Annotated in this window: 19 protein-coding genes and 2 tRNA genes; 15 read left to right on the forward strand and 6 right to left on the reverse strand. The window is 35.9% G+C overall.

Annotation, left to right across the window (positions count from 1 at the left end; all coding sequences use genetic code 11):
• Nucleotides 1-78: 78 nt before the first annotated feature.
• Nucleotides 79-465 carry a hypothetical protein gene (locus C6989_RS00740; RefSeq protein ID WP_148704040.1) on the forward strand — a complete coding sequence of 129 codons (387 nt, stop codon included), beginning with the start codon at nucleotides 79-81 and terminating at the stop codon, nucleotides 463-465.
• 7 nt (nucleotides 466-472) lie between these two features.
• On the opposite strand, the gene C6989_RS00745 is transcribed toward C6989_RS00740, so the two are convergent.
• Nucleotides 473-596 (reverse strand) — tRNA-Leu (locus C6989_RS00745).
• Between the two features lie 91 nt (nucleotides 597-687).
• On the opposite strand from C6989_RS00745, the gene C6989_RS00750 reads away from it, so the two are divergent.
• Both C6989_RS00750 and C6989_RS00755 read left to right on the forward strand, forming a co-directional pair.
• A tRNA-Thr gene (locus tag C6989_RS00750) sits at nucleotides 688-761 on the forward strand.
• 150 nt (nucleotides 762-911) lie between these two features.
• Nucleotides 912-1,775, forward strand: coding sequence for a DNA adenine methylase (locus C6989_RS00755; RefSeq protein WP_148704041.1), 864 nt, complete (start codon nucleotides 912-914; stop codon nucleotides 1,773-1,775).
• Nucleotides 1,776-1,846: 71 nt separating this feature from the next.
• Here C6989_RS00755 and C6989_RS00760 read toward each other — a convergent pair whose 3' ends face one another.
• The 3 genes from C6989_RS00760 to C6989_RS00770 form a co-directional block, all read right to left on the reverse strand.
• Complete coding sequence (locus C6989_RS00760) at nucleotides 1,847-2,497, reverse strand: ammonia monooxygenase family protein (protein ID WP_012215883.1); 651 nt, start codon at nucleotides 2,495-2,497, stop codon at nucleotides 1,847-1,849.
• A 132-nt stretch (nucleotides 2,498-2,629) separates the two neighbouring features.
• Nucleotides 2,630-2,992, reverse strand: a complete 363-nt coding sequence (locus C6989_RS00765; RefSeq protein WP_148704042.1) for a hypothetical protein — start codon at nucleotides 2,990-2,992, stop codon at nucleotides 2,630-2,632.
• 120 nt (nucleotides 2,993-3,112) lie between these two features.
• Nucleotides 3,113-3,676, reverse strand: coding sequence for a methane monooxygenase/ammonia monooxygenase subunit C (locus C6989_RS00770; RefSeq protein ID WP_016939485.1), 564 nt, complete (start codon nucleotides 3,674-3,676; stop codon nucleotides 3,113-3,115).
• A gap of 256 nt (nucleotides 3,677-3,932) precedes the next feature.
• On the opposite strand from C6989_RS00770, the gene C6989_RS00775 reads away from it, so the two are divergent.
• The 3 genes from C6989_RS00775 to C6989_RS00785 all read left to right on the forward strand — a co-directional run bounded on the left by C6989_RS00775 (nucleotide 3,933) and on the right by C6989_RS00785 (nucleotide 5,474).
• Nucleotides 3,933-4,502 carry a methane monooxygenase/ammonia monooxygenase subunit B gene (locus C6989_RS00775; protein ID WP_148704043.1) on the forward strand — a complete coding sequence of 190 codons (570 nt, stop codon included), beginning with the start codon at nucleotides 3,933-3,935 and terminating at the stop codon, nucleotides 4,500-4,502.
• A 94-nt stretch (nucleotides 4,503-4,596) separates the two neighbouring features.
• Entirely contained in the window at nucleotides 4,597-4,911 is a 315-nt protein-coding gene (locus C6989_RS00780; RefSeq protein WP_148704044.1) for a hypothetical protein, read from the forward strand.
• Between the two features lie 38 nt (nucleotides 4,912-4,949).
• The gene (locus tag C6989_RS00785; protein WP_182126079.1) at nucleotides 4,950-5,474 is read left to right on the forward strand and encodes a hypothetical protein; all 525 of its coding nucleotides are present in this window, start codon (nucleotides 4,950-4,952) and stop codon (nucleotides 5,472-5,474) included.
• An 85-nt stretch (nucleotides 5,475-5,559) separates the two neighbouring features.
• Here the strand turns inward: C6989_RS00785 and C6989_RS00790 are convergent, their stop codons facing one another.
• Nucleotides 5,560-5,829, reverse strand: coding sequence for a hypothetical protein (locus tag C6989_RS00790; protein WP_012215889.1), 270 nt, complete (start codon nucleotides 5,827-5,829; stop codon nucleotides 5,560-5,562).
• Between the two features lie 111 nt (nucleotides 5,830-5,940).
• Entirely contained in the window at nucleotides 5,941-6,273 is a 333-nt protein-coding gene (locus tag C6989_RS00795; protein WP_148704046.1) for a hypothetical protein, read from the reverse strand.
• Between the two features lie 124 nt (nucleotides 6,274-6,397).
• Between C6989_RS00795 and C6989_RS00800 the strand changes: the two genes are divergently transcribed.
• From C6989_RS00800 to C6989_RS00840, 9 genes are all read left to right on the forward strand, one after another.
• Entirely contained in the window at nucleotides 6,398-6,847 is a 450-nt protein-coding gene (locus C6989_RS00800; RefSeq protein WP_148704047.1) for a 30S ribosomal protein S15, read from the forward strand.
• Nucleotides 6,847-8,268: a RecJ family nuclease gene (locus C6989_RS00805; protein WP_182126080.1), complete on the forward strand. Its 1,422-nt coding sequence runs from the start codon at nucleotides 6,847-6,849 to the stop codon at nucleotides 8,266-8,268. The genes C6989_RS00800 and C6989_RS00805 overlap by 1 nt, the downstream gene beginning before the upstream one ends.
• Nucleotides 8,231-8,473 carry a KEOPS complex subunit Pcc1 gene (locus tag C6989_RS00810; protein ID WP_182126081.1) on the forward strand — a complete coding sequence of 81 codons (243 nt, stop codon included), beginning with the start codon at nucleotides 8,231-8,233 and terminating at the stop codon, nucleotides 8,471-8,473. Before C6989_RS00805 ends, C6989_RS00810 begins: the two co-directional genes overlap by 38 nt.
• Nucleotides 8,473-9,738 carry a serine--tRNA ligase gene (gene serS, locus C6989_RS00815; protein ID WP_182126082.1) on the forward strand — a complete coding sequence of 422 codons (1,266 nt, stop codon included), beginning with the start codon at nucleotides 8,473-8,475 and terminating at the stop codon, nucleotides 9,736-9,738. The genes C6989_RS00810 and serS overlap by 1 nt, the downstream gene beginning before the upstream one ends.
• 40 nt (nucleotides 9,739-9,778) lie before the next feature.
• Complete coding sequence (locus C6989_RS00820) at nucleotides 9,779-10,390, forward strand: 30S ribosomal protein S3ae (protein ID WP_148704051.1); 612 nt, start codon at nucleotides 9,779-9,781, stop codon at nucleotides 10,388-10,390.
• A 26-nt stretch (nucleotides 10,391-10,416) separates the two neighbouring features.
• Nucleotides 10,417-10,842, forward strand: coding sequence for an RNA-binding domain-containing protein (locus C6989_RS00825; protein ID WP_182126083.1), 426 nt, complete (start codon nucleotides 10,417-10,419; stop codon nucleotides 10,840-10,842).
• A 190-nt stretch (nucleotides 10,843-11,032) separates the two neighbouring features.
• Nucleotides 11,033-12,490 carry an NAD(P)/FAD-dependent oxidoreductase gene (locus C6989_RS00830; protein ID WP_148704053.1) on the forward strand — a complete coding sequence of 486 codons (1,458 nt, stop codon included), beginning with the start codon at nucleotides 11,033-11,035 and terminating at the stop codon, nucleotides 12,488-12,490.
• 40 nt (nucleotides 12,491-12,530) lie between these two features.
• Entirely contained in the window at nucleotides 12,531-13,325 is a 795-nt protein-coding gene (locus C6989_RS00835; RefSeq protein WP_148704054.1) for an AAA family ATPase, read from the forward strand.
• Nucleotides 13,326-14,888, forward strand: coding sequence for a vWA domain-containing protein (locus C6989_RS00840; protein ID WP_182126084.1), 1,563 nt, complete (start codon nucleotides 13,326-13,328; stop codon nucleotides 14,886-14,888).
• Nucleotides 14,889-14,903 lie beyond the last annotated feature (15 nt).

The raw sequence follows: 14,903 nt of genomic DNA on the forward strand, positions 1-14,903 counted from the left end.
ATTAACACCAGAAATATATTTTTTAAAATAAAACATTATATACTTGGGTACCTTAATGTACGGTAAGGGAAAAGTAAATTGCCAAAAGCAGGATTCAAATCAATAACAGTTTCAGAAACAGTCTACGATAAATTCCAAGAAGTTTATCAAAAGAGTAAAGACGACCTGGCAATGAAAGGTGTCAATAGTTTCTCAGGATATGTTACTTACATGTTAGAAGAGATGATGCAAAAGGACAAGACCTTTGCAAGATATGCTCCAAAGATTGAAAAGATTTCAGTCGATGATGATAGAATAATTCTAAAAGACAATATCAAAAACAGAATTGCAGAAGTTGCAGTTCAGAAAGGAGAGTTGTTCTGCCAGCTTTGTGATGAAAAAGATTGTGTCCATGTAGGTTATGTCTGGTCCATACCAGAAGTCTATGAAATTTTAAACGCTAGAGGAATCAAACATCCAAAATAGTTGTGTATGGAGGAGGTGGGATTTGAACCCACGAACTCCTGAGAGACAGGATCACCCATTATTTGATCTTAAGTCCTGCATGTCCAAAAGCACAAAGTGTACTTACTTTGGCCAGGCTTGATTACTCCTCCAACAGGGTAAAAATGTGTGTGAAATTTAACAGTTTACAGATTATGCCAAGATAATGAAGAATTATAAGGATTTTCTACAGGGTGAATTTGTGCTTCGATAGCTCAGCCTGGTAGAGCGTTACCTTGGTAAGGTAAAGGTCGCGGGTCCGGATCCCGTTCGAAGCTTTTTTCAATTTCTAAAATTATTGGTCAAAATCGTATTTTTGGGGAATTTACGAAGTTTGTATTTAAGCTCTTACTCAACTAGGAAAAAGTTAGTTCGAGATCAATTTTTTTTGTGTCCCTAAGTGTTAAAAAATTCCGTGATACTAACTATTGAAACAAGTATACTCCCAAGTATCAACTTCCATCCCAAAACCATTTGTAAAATGGGCCGGTGGAAAACGCCAGTTGATTCCAATTCTAAATGAGAATTTGCCAAGAACTTTTGGGACATATTATGAGCCATTTATTGGAGGGGGTGCATTACTATTTCACATCCTTACTGAGAGAAATGGTCAAAAGTGCAGCATCTCTGATTTGAACTCTGATCTGGTACTAGCATATACCACAATTCGTGATAGAATCGATGAGTTAATTTCATCTCTAAAAAATCACGAAAAAAATTATCGTAAAGATTCTAAATCATATTACTATTCAGTTAGAGAATCAAATCCAAGAAGCGAAATTGAAAAAACATCAAGATTGCTATTTTTGAATAGAACTTGCTTTAACGGATTATACAGAGTAAACAGTAAAGGAAAATTCAATGTCCCATTAGGACGATACACAAATCCAAATATCGTAAATGAAGAAAATCTCCGTTCTGTTAGTTCCATATTACAAACAAGTAGAGTCGCCATCAAATGCCGTGATTTTGAGGCAGTTCTACGAGATGCCAAAAAAGGCGATTTGGTATATTTTGATCCACCATACCAACCAGTAAGTGATACTGCCAATTTTACAAGTTACACAAACAAGGACTTTACTGACAGTGATCTTAGAAGACTGACAGAACTGTGCAACAAACTAGATTCCAAAGGATGCAAAGTGTTGTTATCAAATTCTGATTCAAAACAAGTATCTGATATGTTCTCAGGAAAACCTTGGAAATTAACCAAGGTTCAAGCAAACCGTTCAATCAATTCTAATTCAAAAAAGAGAACAGGTCACTTTGAATTATTGATTAAGAATTATTAGATTTTTTCAAACATCAATTTAGAGTTCACACTAGAAGTTGATAATAAAATGAAAAGGAAAAGGTTGGGTGTTTAGTCCCACTTTGACCAAGCGGCCATCCATCTGTAAGTCCAAGTATTGAGTTTACAACCTAATGCTGCAAATGTACATCCCAAAACTGCACCTGCACCTGCACCGAGAGCGACTGGGCTGTTATAGAACTTACCTACCTGGGGTTCTATTGGTGTCATGTATGGTGGCAATGTTGGTCTTGGATATTTGAATGCCGTTTCAAGTGGGTCTGCTACTGTTATCAGGTTTACCATGTTGAACAATGGTAACGACATTCCTACCAGTACGCCGCCGAACAGTATCAAGGAGTGCTTGTTCTTCTTTGTTGCCCAGTAGACTAAGTCCAACAGCATTGCTGATGGTAACCAAACTGGTGTTACAATGAAGTCATATGGATAACCGAGTGAAAACCATGCGGCTTTTGCTATCCATGTGTATACTGTCATAATCAGAGCGTAGTACGTTGCTGTGCCTGGAACGCCTGTAAATGTTAGGTAATATGTTGCACCTACAATAAGCATCAACGTTTGCGATATTGAGAATACCGTGTACGAAGTCCAAGCCCAGTCAGTGTAGAAGATGTAGTCTCCTGCATTAATTGTTAACAGTGTAGAGTTAACTGCAACCACTACTATGAACAAGTAGTGTGTACATCGTCTTAACCAGACCATATGAAGTTGAAGAAACGGTCAGTATATAAAATTTTAGAGTATGATGAAGATCGTTGCAGATTTCGGCAAACAGCAATGATTTTTAGAAAATGAAAATGAAAAAGAAGTGTATCTGAAGGGTTTTCCTTCTGATTACCAACCGACGAATAATGATACGAAGAGCACGAATGCTACGGTTGCAGCAATACTGCCACCAACTATACCATTACTATTCTTGTTGGAACCTTCTTCCATGACTTTAACACAGAAGATGTAACCTATTGCCTCAATGATTGCAAGCACGATGAATGCAAAGTGACCACTTGCGGTTGGATATGCCCATGGATAATAGAAGTATCCTGCTGCAGTACCACCAAAAGTAGCTAATAATGCTGCCCAATATGAAACAGTAATAATACCAGTCATATTTTCAACGCGCCTTCCAATCATTCGTTCTACGTCAGCACTGGATGATCCACCGCCACCGCCTGAACCGAATCCTTTTGGAAGAGTCATTCTGGAATTATTCTAATACAGAATCCTTTTAAGTCTTTCTTAAACTGACAGTAAGGGTACGATCTACGTCTTTTGTTTAAAATAATAAAATAGAAAAAATTGTGCGTTTGCACATTTTGTCTATGGAATTGATCTACTGTACAATTTGCCTTCTAAGGCCATCTTGTACATCTCTGCGACATATGGGTTCTCTCCTGGAGTTTCTGCACCTAACTCTACGAGTCTAGCATATACTCTGACTACGTACGCAAGTGCACCCATGAATGCTACTACAACACCCATGTTAAACATCCAGTGATTTGGAACTGCAAAGATTTCTTCTACAAACCAGAAGTGCCACATCTCATTGACTCCAATTGTAAACATAGTTGCTAAGTAACCAAGAATGGTCATCTTCAAACCTGTGTTCATTGAATTATTTGGACCTCTGAGAACTGGAACTTTTCTATCATAGATTGCTGCTGAACCCCATCCAAGTGGTAAAGCTACAAAGTGTGAATATAGCCACCAGTGTGCTGGTGTAAATGCACTATCTCTGATAGATGTCTGATGTAGAGAACCATCAACGAAGTTATCTACTTCGACTGATGCTGCGGTAGATCCCATAGCAATGACGATGAGCCAGATTTTCTTAAGTCTCTGAATCTCAACTTCTTTTGGGATTAATGCGGGCATCTGTGCCATGCTACACATGGTGTATATTGAGAATATAAAGTAAGAGATTGAAACTGAATGTTTTTTTATAAAATTTTTGATGAATTTATGATTAATTTATAAAATAATTTTTGTTTTATGTTATGGTAATTGCAAAAATAATAATCATTTTTTATTATTTTCAATGTTTAACATCAATGATTAACATTACTAGTAGTATCGATCCTCGCAATGAAGGTAAAACATATAACGACGTGTATTATCTTTCACAATATTAGGGATAACTATGGTCGAAAAAAAGATTTTCGTATTCGGACTAGCTGTCGTACTTGCACTAGGAACTTTAGGTTTCAACTGGGTTGAATCCATACTTCCAACTGCAGATGCACACGGTGTCCAAGCACAACTCCAGAGTCGTTTCATCAGAATTGAAGATGAAACCTTTAACAGACAATCCCTGCAAACTGGCGAAACCTTGACACTTCAAGGAACATTAGTCAGCCTTGTAGAAAGAGACCTTAGAGGATGGATTTCCATTTTCTCAGAGTCAACTAACGCAGGTAACAGATGGGAGATGCTCGCTAGAGATCCACCAGGAAACGTCTTTGACATTCCAGGAAACTCTATCGTAGAATATTCACTATCTGCAAAAGCACTTGAAGCAGGTGTATACCACGTACACACCCAACTCAATGTAGCCCAAGTTGGTCCAGGACTCGGTCCAGGTCAAACAGTTGTCGTTGAAGGAGAACCAATTATCAAACCAATCCCATATACCAACATTGCATATCAATCAATTTTGATTGGCGTTGGATATGTCATTACGTTTGCAACACGACCCTGGCAAGTAATCTAACCACCCAACCTTTTCCTTTTCATTTTCTAAACATCCTTACGATTAGCGTAAGTCAAAAACCAAGTCTTATCTGCAATAAAGTCAAGTAAAAAATATGCTAAATTTCAAAATTAAAAAATTAGATATTTTTCAAAGTTATTTTTTTGGGCAAGTTGAATTTAGGGAAGACCCATACAAAGTTAACATCCAAAATCAAAGGAGGGGCAAAGTGCTCAAACTGCCTTTTGAGATAAAGCCAAAAAGAGAAAATGTTCTTGTCAGAATAACAGGCCCAAAAGACTTGTTTGTAGAAGACTATCTACCATACAAGGGAGAATCAGAATGGCTTGAAATTGATTCAGATGAAATTACCTATTTTCTTGCAGATCATCAAGATCAATTAGATACAATCGAAATCATGTACGAATAACAGAAAGGACTTTAAGGAATCTGACTAAAGCCATCATTATGATATGGCCAGGAACTGGTGATCCTTACAAGAGAAAAAAAACACTAAAGTTTCTAGCTATAACTGCAGTCATTGCAATATCTGTCGGAATAGCAAGTAGTGTGATTCAAGCTCAGTTAGGTCAGGACAATCCTCTCAAAGTTTGCATTAATGATAGAGATACACCTTACAAAATTAAAGCCACGTTAGAGATAATCATCGATGGTCTTCCAACAGACATTCCAGCAAATATCAACTCAGGTCTAGATGGGGAATGCCAAAGGACCATGTATACTTTGACAAATGATGGTACGATTTATGCCGAATGGGAGGAAGATTATCCATTTGAAATAGGCCACTTTTTGTGGATGTGGGATTTCCCTCTAAGAGACATGGATCAAAGCAAGTCAGCAATTTACGTAAATGGAAAAGAATCACCTCACTTCATCAATCATCCATTCCAGGACGGATATCACTACAAAGCAGAATTCACATCAAAGGCATATGATGAGTCAAAGGACACAGACTTCCTACCAGAAAATTAGACTTTGTGAAAAAACAAGGAAATACCAAATTATCGTAGTCTACACTAGAGAATTAAAAATAATGAAAAGAAGAAAGGAAGTGATTTTACCAGTATTTACCGTTGTCGGGAATAAGACCGATACCTTCTCTTTCAAAGTGTCTGTCCAATTCGTCGACCCATCTCTCACGGTTGTCCTTGTAAGCCCATCCGTGGACACGTAACCAGAATGAGATAATTCCAAGAAGGAATACTGTGAACATCATGGTTCCGAAGATGTAAATCATTACATCATAGAATAATGGATCATAGTTTGGTCCTAGTTGTCCTGTAAGTGATGACAGGATACTAAGGAAAGTTCCTACGATAGGAGTCATGTATATTTTGGCTCAATTTCTGCGATATATACATTTCTTTTATTATCATAAAGTACGAGATCAGTAAACACTAAGGTCAGATAATAAAATAAGAGAAAAGTGAGGTTTTGATTATCCTCTACCCATTGCTGCGTATTTGCCAGATCTTCCTCTAATTAAGAAAGCTCCTGCAATACCGCCAAAGACTGCACCAGCAATAACTGCTGCACCAACGACACCACCTGCATCAAGATACGGAGTTCCTGAACCAGATGATGGGTTTGCTTCAGCAGCTTCGATTCTTCTTCTTTGAATCTCAAGTGCTTCTTCTAAGGTATAGGCTCCTGTTTGTCCTTCGTCACCTACATTGCCCATATATTGAGCAAATGCAACGGAAGCTGCACCTATGGCACCGAAGAAAAATACAGATAGCATGGTTGCTGTTAAGAGTACTTTTGTATTCATACCGTTTACCTAATCGATTGGACGAATAGTACTTATTTAAAACTTTATTCTGAACCCCATATTTTGAAGAATGTACGAGATCAGTATAAGTAACGTTTAATTCTGCACTTAAGTGAGCCAAATTATGGGAAGAATGCACACACATAGACATGGCAAGTCACATTCTATTAGACCAGCTACCCTACGTGCACCTTCATGGATCACACAAAGTCCTGCAGACGTTGAAGAATTAGTAATAAAATATTCCAAAGACGGATTAACTCCTAGTCAAATTGGAATTAAACTAAGAGACCAACATTCAATCCCACTAATCAAACCAATTACAAAAAAGACAATTGGGGAAATTTTAGAAGAAAATGATTTGAAAGCAGAAATGCCTGAAGATCTTGAAAATATTGTCAAAAAAGCAGTAGGTCTTCAAAAACACCTCAAAGCCAACAAAGGAGACAGAAGAAATGTCAGATCTTTGGAATTAATTGAAGCCAAAGTTCACAGATTATCAGTGTATTACAAAAAGATTGGCAGAATCCCAGCAACCTGGAAATATAAATCCGTGGTAGCTCAATTAGAGTAATGACAAAATCACTTGATGAGTCACTTTCGTTTTTCAAAGATAGAGTTTCAGATTGTATAAGATCAAAAAAATCAATTTTTGTTACAACCCATATTGATTGTGATGGATTAACATCTGGAAGTATTATTACCAAAGCCCTAATCAGAGAAGGGGCAAATTGTACTGTTAGAACATCAAAGGAGTTTAGCAAAAATGTTGTAGAATCTTTTAAAACAGATTCTAGAGATTTCCACATAGTAACAGATCTAGGAGGAGGTTTTGCAAATAACCTTAATGAGACATTAGGAGATAATTGGATTGTACTAGATCATCATCAGATTCCAGATGAAGAGATAGATAATCAAAATGTCATTAATGCATGGAAATATGGAATTGATGGCGGAAAGGAAATTTGTGCAGGGGGCATGGCATATCTTGCATCCATGGCACTAGATGAAAAGAACTCTGATTTGTCATCCATAGCAGTTGTTTCGGCATTAGGAGATAGACAAGATCAGGGAGAGAGAAAATCATTTACAGGAAAGAATTTTGAAATTGCCAATACTGCAGAAGGGCAAGGATTAGTGGAGATGGATTTAGACCTATTATTGGTTGGAAGAGAGACAAGATCCCTTCCAGACGCCCTTGCTTTTACATCACAGCCATTTATTGAAGGATTAACATGGAATAGAGATGCTTGTCTTTCACTTCTAAATTCATCTGGAATCCAGATAAAAGATGGAGGTAGGTGGAGAGTTCCTGCAGAATTAAATGAAGAAGAAAAGAGACTAGTCATTGAATCAATTACAAAGTTCACATCTGGAAAAAACGCTACTGAAATAATGTCAGAATTAATTGGATACACATACACATTTCCAAGAGAAGACAAAAGGAGTTTTCTGAGAGATGGTAGAGAATTTTCAACTATGCTAAACTCTTGTGGAAGAATCAATCGTTCTGGGGTTGGAATGGCAATCTGTATGGGGGATAGAAACAAGATCCTAAGAGAAGGAGAAACCATTTTGACAGATTATAGAAAGATGATTAGAGAATACATGAATATTTTATCAAATGAGAGATGGAGGATATCAGAAAGTGAGACATGTGTTATGGTAAATGGTGAAGATATTGTCCCTGAAACTATGACAGGAACAATTTCATCCCTAATTGCAGGTGCTCCAAAGAATTCAGGAAAAATTGTAATTTTGAGAACAAAGGGAGAAGAAAATACGATCAAATTCTCATCAAGAAAATCATTTGGATGCAAATCAGATATCAATCTAAGTGAACTGATGAGGACAGGTGCTGAGAAATTTGACGGAATAGGAGGAGGTCATGATGCAGCTGCTGGAGCAAAAATAACTAAAGACAAATTGGATGACTTTCTCAATTATTTAGAAGTAAATGTCGTTAACGTGTCAAGTGCAGGTAGTTCTCAATAATATTTCAAAAGAAAAGGCAGAAACTGTCAAAAAAGCACTAGAGCCAGATAATGTGGACTTTCCAGAAGGATTGAGTCTTTATGTTGAAAATGTTGATAACAAACTAGTTTTTAATTTCGAAAGTAAGAAGAACATGAAACAGATAATTGGAACCATAGATGAAGTGTTAGAACATGTTCAAGTTGCACTAAAGGTGATCGAATAATGTTAGATCCCAAAATAATCAAAGAAAAACCACAGATTATCAGAGATATGCTCAAGTCAAGGGCAGTAGATTTTGATTTAGATGGATTAATTGAGGCAGATCAAAAAAGGCGAGAATTTATCATAAAAACAGACGAACTAAGAAAAAAGAAAAATCAAGTTGCCTTGGAAATTTCCCAAAAAAAGAAGGCAGGAGAAGACGCATCAACAATTTTAGCAGAAATGAAAAATGTTTCAGCAGAACTTGCAAAATTAGAATCAGAGCAAGAAGATATTGAAAACAAGTATTCAAAGTTGGCATTAACAATTCCAAATCTTGTTCATGAATCGGTTCCAGTTGGGGTAGATGATACTGCCAACAAAGAAGTTAGAAAGTGGGGTGAGATTCCAAAATTTGATTTTAAGGTAAATGATCACATATACATGTCTGAAAATTTGGATTTGGTTGATTTAGAGAGAGCTGCCAAAGTAGCAGGTGCTAGATTCTATTATCTGAAAAATGATTTGGTAAGACTAAACCAATCATTAATCCATTTTGCGTTAGATTTTCTTGCACAAAAAGAATATTCACTTGTGCAGCCACCATACATGATTAATCGTAAATCAATGGAGGGAGCAGTAATTGCAGATGATTTTGAAGAGGTAATCTACAAAGTCGAGGAAGAGGATCTTTACATGATTGGAACATCAGAACATGCCATGGCAGCAATGCACTCAAAGGAGATCATAGAGGGAAAAGAGCTTCCCATCAGGTATGCAGGAGTAAGCCCATGTTTTAGAAAAGAGGCAGGGGCACATGGGAGAGATCAAAAAGGAATTTTCAGAGTTCACCAGTTTGATAAAATTGAACAATTTGTCTTCTCAAGACCAGAGGACTCATGGAGCGAGCATGAAAAAATGCTAGCAGTGGCTGAAGAGTTTTATCAAAAATTAGAAATCCCACACAGAGTTATGCTGTTGTCAACTGGAGATATGGGGAAAATTTCAGCTAAAACATATGATATTGAAGCATGGATGGCAGGACAAAATTCCTATAGAGAGATTGTGTCATGCTCAAACTGTTTAGATTACCAAGCAAGAAGATTGAAGATCAGATTTAGAGACAAAACAAATGAAGATACACAATACTTGCATACACTAAACAGTACACTAGTGGCCACAACCAGAGTACTAGTATCAATAATGGAGAATTTTCAGACAAAAGACGGACATATCAAAATCCCTCATGTTTTACAGAGTTACATGGGAAATCAGAAAGAGATCTAGTGATATACCCTTATATTTTGGGTTTAAAGGTCGATAATAATTGGCACGTAGAAAAGGCAGAGTAAAAGACAAGTGGCGAGAAAAACGCTGGGTTACTGTTAATGCCCCAGATTCATTTAACAATGTACCAATTGCATATGTTCCAATTACCGATGATGAAAATGCTGCAGGTCGAGTTTTAGAAGTTACACTTTACGATATTCTAAAAGGGGATCCTTCACAGCATCAATACAAAATCTATTTCCAAATTAACAAAGTTGATGGAGACAAAGCATCAACAATTTTCAAGAGATTTGAGTATTCAAAAGAATTCTTGCGCAGTTTAGTGAGACGTGGTTCATCAAAGATTAATTTCATTATTGATGTAAAGACAAAAGACGGATACATCTTTAGAATTAAAGTAATTGCATTAACCCATAGACAACTTAACACATCTAGAAAACACGCACTTAGATTAATTGCAAGAGATGTAATTAACAAGCAAGTACCAGACATGACAATTGAACAGTTTGTTCAAGCCACATGTTATAGTAAGATCAATTCAGACATTATGGCAGCATTCAAGAAAGTAATTAGAGTAAGACATGTAGGGCTTGAAAAAGTAAAACTCATCAGAACTGCTGAGAAAGAAACAGTTTTGCTTGAAGCATAAACAGTCAAACATTATTTTAGTATATCATGAGTGACAAGATAGAGATTACAATTGATGTAATAGTTCATGCTACGGAAGATATTTCAAAAATTTTCCAAGCTTTTGAAGTGTTAGAACTTAAAGAAGATGATTTTACCATTAATGAGACAACAGGCCATTTTGATAATCCAATAATGTTGCTTAATGCAAAAATTATCAAAAAACAGGCTCTAAATTTTATAAAAAAATTGGTAGAACTATTACCATCTGAGCAAATTGATGAATTAATCAACGACATTGAAGAGAGAACAGTTGATTCAAGATTTCATATGAGATTAGACAAGCAGGAATTAGTGAAAGGTAATATCACTGTAAGTGAAAAAGACACAATAAAAATAAAAATTCATACACCCATTTACAATAAAAAAAATACTATCAAAACATTTACTGAAATTTTTCAAATTGCCAACTAGATTAAATAGAATAAAACCACAATACAATTTGGGAATGAGGAGATAACAGCCGCTCCAGTCTGAGCGAAAGCTTTGAAGACGCCGCGACGAACCGACCCCAAATTTTGAATCGATCACAAATCAAAAACATACTATTCCTTAGACAATTTCATGGTATTATTTTAAATACGGATAGACGGACCTCTTATCGTTGGCAGATTATGATGTAATAATTGCAGGCGGAGGTCTTGCAGGTACAATTACAGCACAAGCTATTTCCCATTATACAAATCAAAATTCCAAAATTTTAGTTGTTGATAGAAATGCAGAGTTTTTGCCAGGTAGAAAATCACTTGCTGGGTGGGTATGTGGAGACGCTTGCTCAAAAGAGGCAGTGGACTTTATGGCAGAGAGAATCAAGGTGCAATGGACCAGACCAGAGATTGAACACGATGTAAAAGGAGTCATGGCATTTTCGCCAGATAAGGAAACTGCAATCCCATTTGATGGTGCAGGATACATGTTAAATCGTCAAAAACTTCCAGAGATTCAAAACGAAAGATGTAAGAAAGCTGGAATTGATTTTGAATATGAAATTAATCTTACAGGTCTAATTTATGATGGACAACAAGTTGTTGGAGTTCAAGGATTAGATAACAAAACAAAGCAGCCATTTAAGAAAACGGCAAAAATTGTCATTGATGCTACCGGAGTAACTTCCATGCTCAGAAATGGATTAAAAAATTCAACGAAGGTAGAAAAAAGAATCGATAGACGAGATTTGGAATCTACTGGTAGATACATTATGTATTTTGAACCAGGACAAAAAGATCTAACGGAATTTGATCCTGATTACTGTATTATTCATTTAGACCAAGATATAGCACCAGGTGGATATGGATGGGTATTTCCTAAAGCAGAAAACAAAGTCAATATCGGTTTAGGAGTTGAAAAATCACTTTTAGAAAGAAGGAACAAACGACTGGACAAAAAAGACAATGTAGAGTCTTTAATGAAAGAGTATCTGAATAGAAATACCGTCATTAAAAATCCAAAACTTTCGGAGGATCCTGAAGACATTAACAATAATTCTGGAATCTTCCAAGTTTCAGTTAGAAGACAAAATGATTGCATGGTTTCTGCAGGATACATGATGGTTGGAGATTCTGCATGGATGCCAAAACCAATTGATGCAGGAGGAATTGGTCCAGCACTAATTGCAGGAACTATTTTAGGGAAAAATGTAGCAGCAGCACTAGAGGCAAATGATGTTTCAGAAGCAAGTTTATGGCAGTATAATTTAGATTTCATCAAAGAATATGGATACAAAACTGCAGGTCTAGAATTGTTTAGAAGACTAGTTCAACAGATGTCAAATGAGCAAATTAGTTATGGTATGAAACACTTTTTGGGAAACCTTGATGTTGAGTCAATCAGCAAAGGTGAGCATCCAGACTTTTCAGGATTAGGAAAAATTGGAATGATAATTAGAGGTGCAATGAATAAGACAGTTGCAGACGGATTAAGATACACATCAAAAGAAAACCAATGGTTAGTAGAGCACTATTATAATTATCCAAAAGATCCATCTGGTTTTGATGAATGGAATAAAACACTTCATCAAAGGCTTGATGCAGCATTTACAAAAGTAGAAGCATTTGGAAAATAGATCTAACAATAAATATTGTTGAAATCAATGAAAACATACTTTGGAGGAAGTTCAATATCTTGATTGGAATAATTCAATTCAAACTCTCAACAAGGCATATGATGCAGGTCTTTTTGTCCTCATTATAGGGCCAAAGGGTACAGGAAAGACATCACTAGTTAGGGATTTTGCAAAAAGCAAGGAAACCAATTTAGAATCAATAAATTTTAGTCTCAGAACAAGAGAGAGTCATTTGGTTGGAACCAAAACACTCACAGATGGAACCGTAAGTTTTGATGAAGGGCTTTTGATAAAATCAATGAGAGAAGGAAGCATATTGTACTTGGATGAAATTAATTCTGCAGAAGCAGATGTTTTGTTGAGATTAGATGAAGCATTAGATGACAGACGACAAATTGTATTAAAGGAAGCTACAGGGGAAATTGTAAAAGCAAAAAAAGAGTGGTTTGTTGTTGCTACAATTAATCCATTAACACATAGTGGAACAAAAGAACTACCGCCACAACTTTTGAGTAGATTTCCAGTTAGAATAAGACTAGAATACCCACCTGAAAAAATAGAATTAGAGATAGTGAAAAAACATGTATCTGGAGAACATGATTCAGAAATAATTCAAGCAATTAAACTAGCTAACACATTAAGACAAGCAGCAGCCGTTGAAGAATTGTTTTATTCCCCAAGTCTAAGAGAGACAATTGCTTTTGCAAAATTACTAGATGGTGGGATGTCTCCAAAGGAAGCGGCCAATTTTGTTTTTGGTAATGTTTACACACAATGGGGAGATATAGAATATCAAAAAGTTAGTGACATCATTACCTCTATGTTTGGAAATTAAATGCAATCAGTCAAGCTTCAAAACGAATCAATAGTAGAAATTGCCACATTTCTTGTAAGACGATGGTCTGAGAGAGACAATATTTTCGTAGAAATTTCAGATAAGGTTGAAACAAAAACAAGACTAAATGAAAATAAAGTAATCTTAACCCCACTAGAAAAAAGAATTGGAAGTGATTTTCAAAAATATAGGCAATTTAGAACGTCGTTGTGGTATGAGGCAATGAGAATAAAGTTTTGTAAAAAAATTCTCAGCAATGATCATGCATTTGGATTCATTCTAAACACAATGGAAACCAGACGAATTGAGAAATTAGGCAGAAAAGTGTGGAGAGGAATGGATAATGAAATTATCTTCAATTATGCCTACATGCTTGTTTCCAGGCCCCAATTGCACACAGTTTATGGAAAAGCAAGGATAGTTGAGGCATTTTATCAATACTTTATGTTCGGCGCAATCAAAGGGGAAATACAATCTAGTCATTTTGAAAAAATAAAGAGGGCAGATACATTTGCTAAAAAAATTGTTGACAAGACTATAAAAGAAAATTTTGATACAGAATGGCTTGAAAAAAATGTAAGTGAGATTATCAATATTCTTGAAATTGATTCGCTTCTAACAATTCCTGTATCATTACCATTTATGAAAGCAGGAATGCCATTATCAGAAGAAGAGTTATTGAGAGTTCTAAAGATAGTTTCTAAAAATAAAGAGAGTGATTTTGGTTCAGTTGATCCTTCTGCAATATTGAGAGGAGATAATGTGATTGATGAATACAAAGTTTTGTTAGATGAAGATAAAAAAACAGAAAATAAAGGACTAATGCCTGAAGCAATAGGAATTCAAACGCCGTCCACAAGAAATGTTGATGAAACAACCATTTATGATATGAGTTTGATAAACGGATTAAAAACAAAATTCAAAGAATGGAAAACAGGTTGGAAAGAACAACATTTGAGTTCAGGAGATGAATTTGATGAGGAGAATTACATAGAAGGAAATGAACCATTCTTTACAGACATAAAAAAATCAATTAAAACTAAAATTGTCATATTATTGGATCATTCATCAAGTATTTCTTCAGATGCAATTGAGTACAAAAAAGCAACACTAGCACTTTGCGAAGTGCTAGCGTATCTAAAAGTAAAATTTGCAGTTTATGCATTTAGTACAGAAAACAGATCAGTAGTATGTTGGTCCATAAAACCAGACAACATGAAATGGAACAATGTTACTGCAAAGAGATTGGCTCAAATTGTTGCAAATGGCTCAACACCTCTAGCAGAAGTATATGACAAAATGTTTCCAGTTTTGCAATCAAAGAGACCAGATATTTTCCTAACATTGACTGATGGAGAACCATCAGATCCAGACGCAGTTAGAAACATGACAAAATCACTAAAGGGATTAGGCATAAGCATGGCAGCCCTAGGCCTTGGTCCAAATACAGTAAGGGCTACAACTATTGCAAATAATCTAAGACATTTAGGATATGAAAAAACTATGGCAGTAAGCCGTCTAAGAGACATTCCAAACAAGGTCATCAAAATTTTAGATATCTAAGTTGAAAATAGGCTG

It is taken from the genome of Nitrosopumilus sp. b2 (assembly GCF_014078535.1).
Taxonomy (GTDB): Archaea; Thermoproteota; Nitrososphaeria; order Nitrososphaerales; family Nitrosopumilaceae; genus Nitrosopumilus; species Nitrosopumilus piranensis.

Excerpts from the sequence above, each read along its gene's own strand:
- C6989_RS00760 (WP_012215883.1), bottom strand. The coding sequence starts at position 2,497 with ATGGTCTGGTTAAGACGATGTACACACTACTTGTTCATAGTAGTGGTT.
- C6989_RS00765 (WP_148704042.1), bottom strand. The coding sequence starts at position 2,992 with ATGACTCTTCCAAAAGGATTCGGTTCAGGCGGTGGCGGTGGATCATCC.
- C6989_RS00770 (WP_016939485.1), bottom strand. The coding sequence starts at position 3,676 with ATGGCACAGATGCCCGCATTAATCCCAAAAGAAGTTGAGATTCAGAGA.
- C6989_RS00775 (WP_148704043.1), top strand. The coding sequence starts at position 3,933 with ATGGTCGAAAAAAAGATTTTCGTATTCGGACTAGCTGTCGTACTTGCA.
- C6989_RS00780 (WP_148704044.1), top strand. The coding sequence starts at position 4,597 with ATGCTAAATTTCAAAATTAAAAAATTAGATATTTTTCAAAGTTATTTT.
- C6989_RS00785 (WP_182126079.1), top strand. The coding sequence starts at position 4,950 with ATGATATGGCCAGGAACTGGTGATCCTTACAAGAGAAAAAAAACACTA.
- C6989_RS00790 (WP_012215889.1), bottom strand. The coding sequence starts at position 5,829 with ATGACTCCTATCGTAGGAACTTTCCTTAGTATCCTGTCATCACTTACA.
- C6989_RS00795 (WP_148704046.1), bottom strand. The coding sequence starts at position 6,273 with ATGAATACAAAAGTACTCTTAACAGCAACCATGCTATCTGTATTTTTC.
- C6989_RS00800 (WP_148704047.1), top strand. The coding sequence starts at position 6,398 with ATGGGAAGAATGCACACACATAGACATGGCAAGTCACATTCTATTAGA.
- C6989_RS00805 (WP_182126080.1), top strand. The coding sequence starts at position 6,847 with ATGACAAAATCACTTGATGAGTCACTTTCGTTTTTCAAAGATAGAGTT.
- C6989_RS00810 (WP_182126081.1), top strand. The coding sequence starts at position 8,231 with ATGTCGTTAACGTGTCAAGTGCAGGTAGTTCTCAATAATATTTCAAAA.
- serS (WP_182126082.1), top strand. The coding sequence starts at position 8,473 with ATGTTAGATCCCAAAATAATCAAAGAAAAACCACAGATTATCAGAGAT.
- C6989_RS00825 (WP_182126083.1), top strand. The coding sequence starts at position 10,417 with ATGAGTGACAAGATAGAGATTACAATTGATGTAATAGTTCATGCTACG.
- C6989_RS00840 (WP_182126084.1), top strand. The coding sequence starts at position 13,326 with ATGCAATCAGTCAAGCTTCAAAACGAATCAATAGTAGAAATTGCCACA.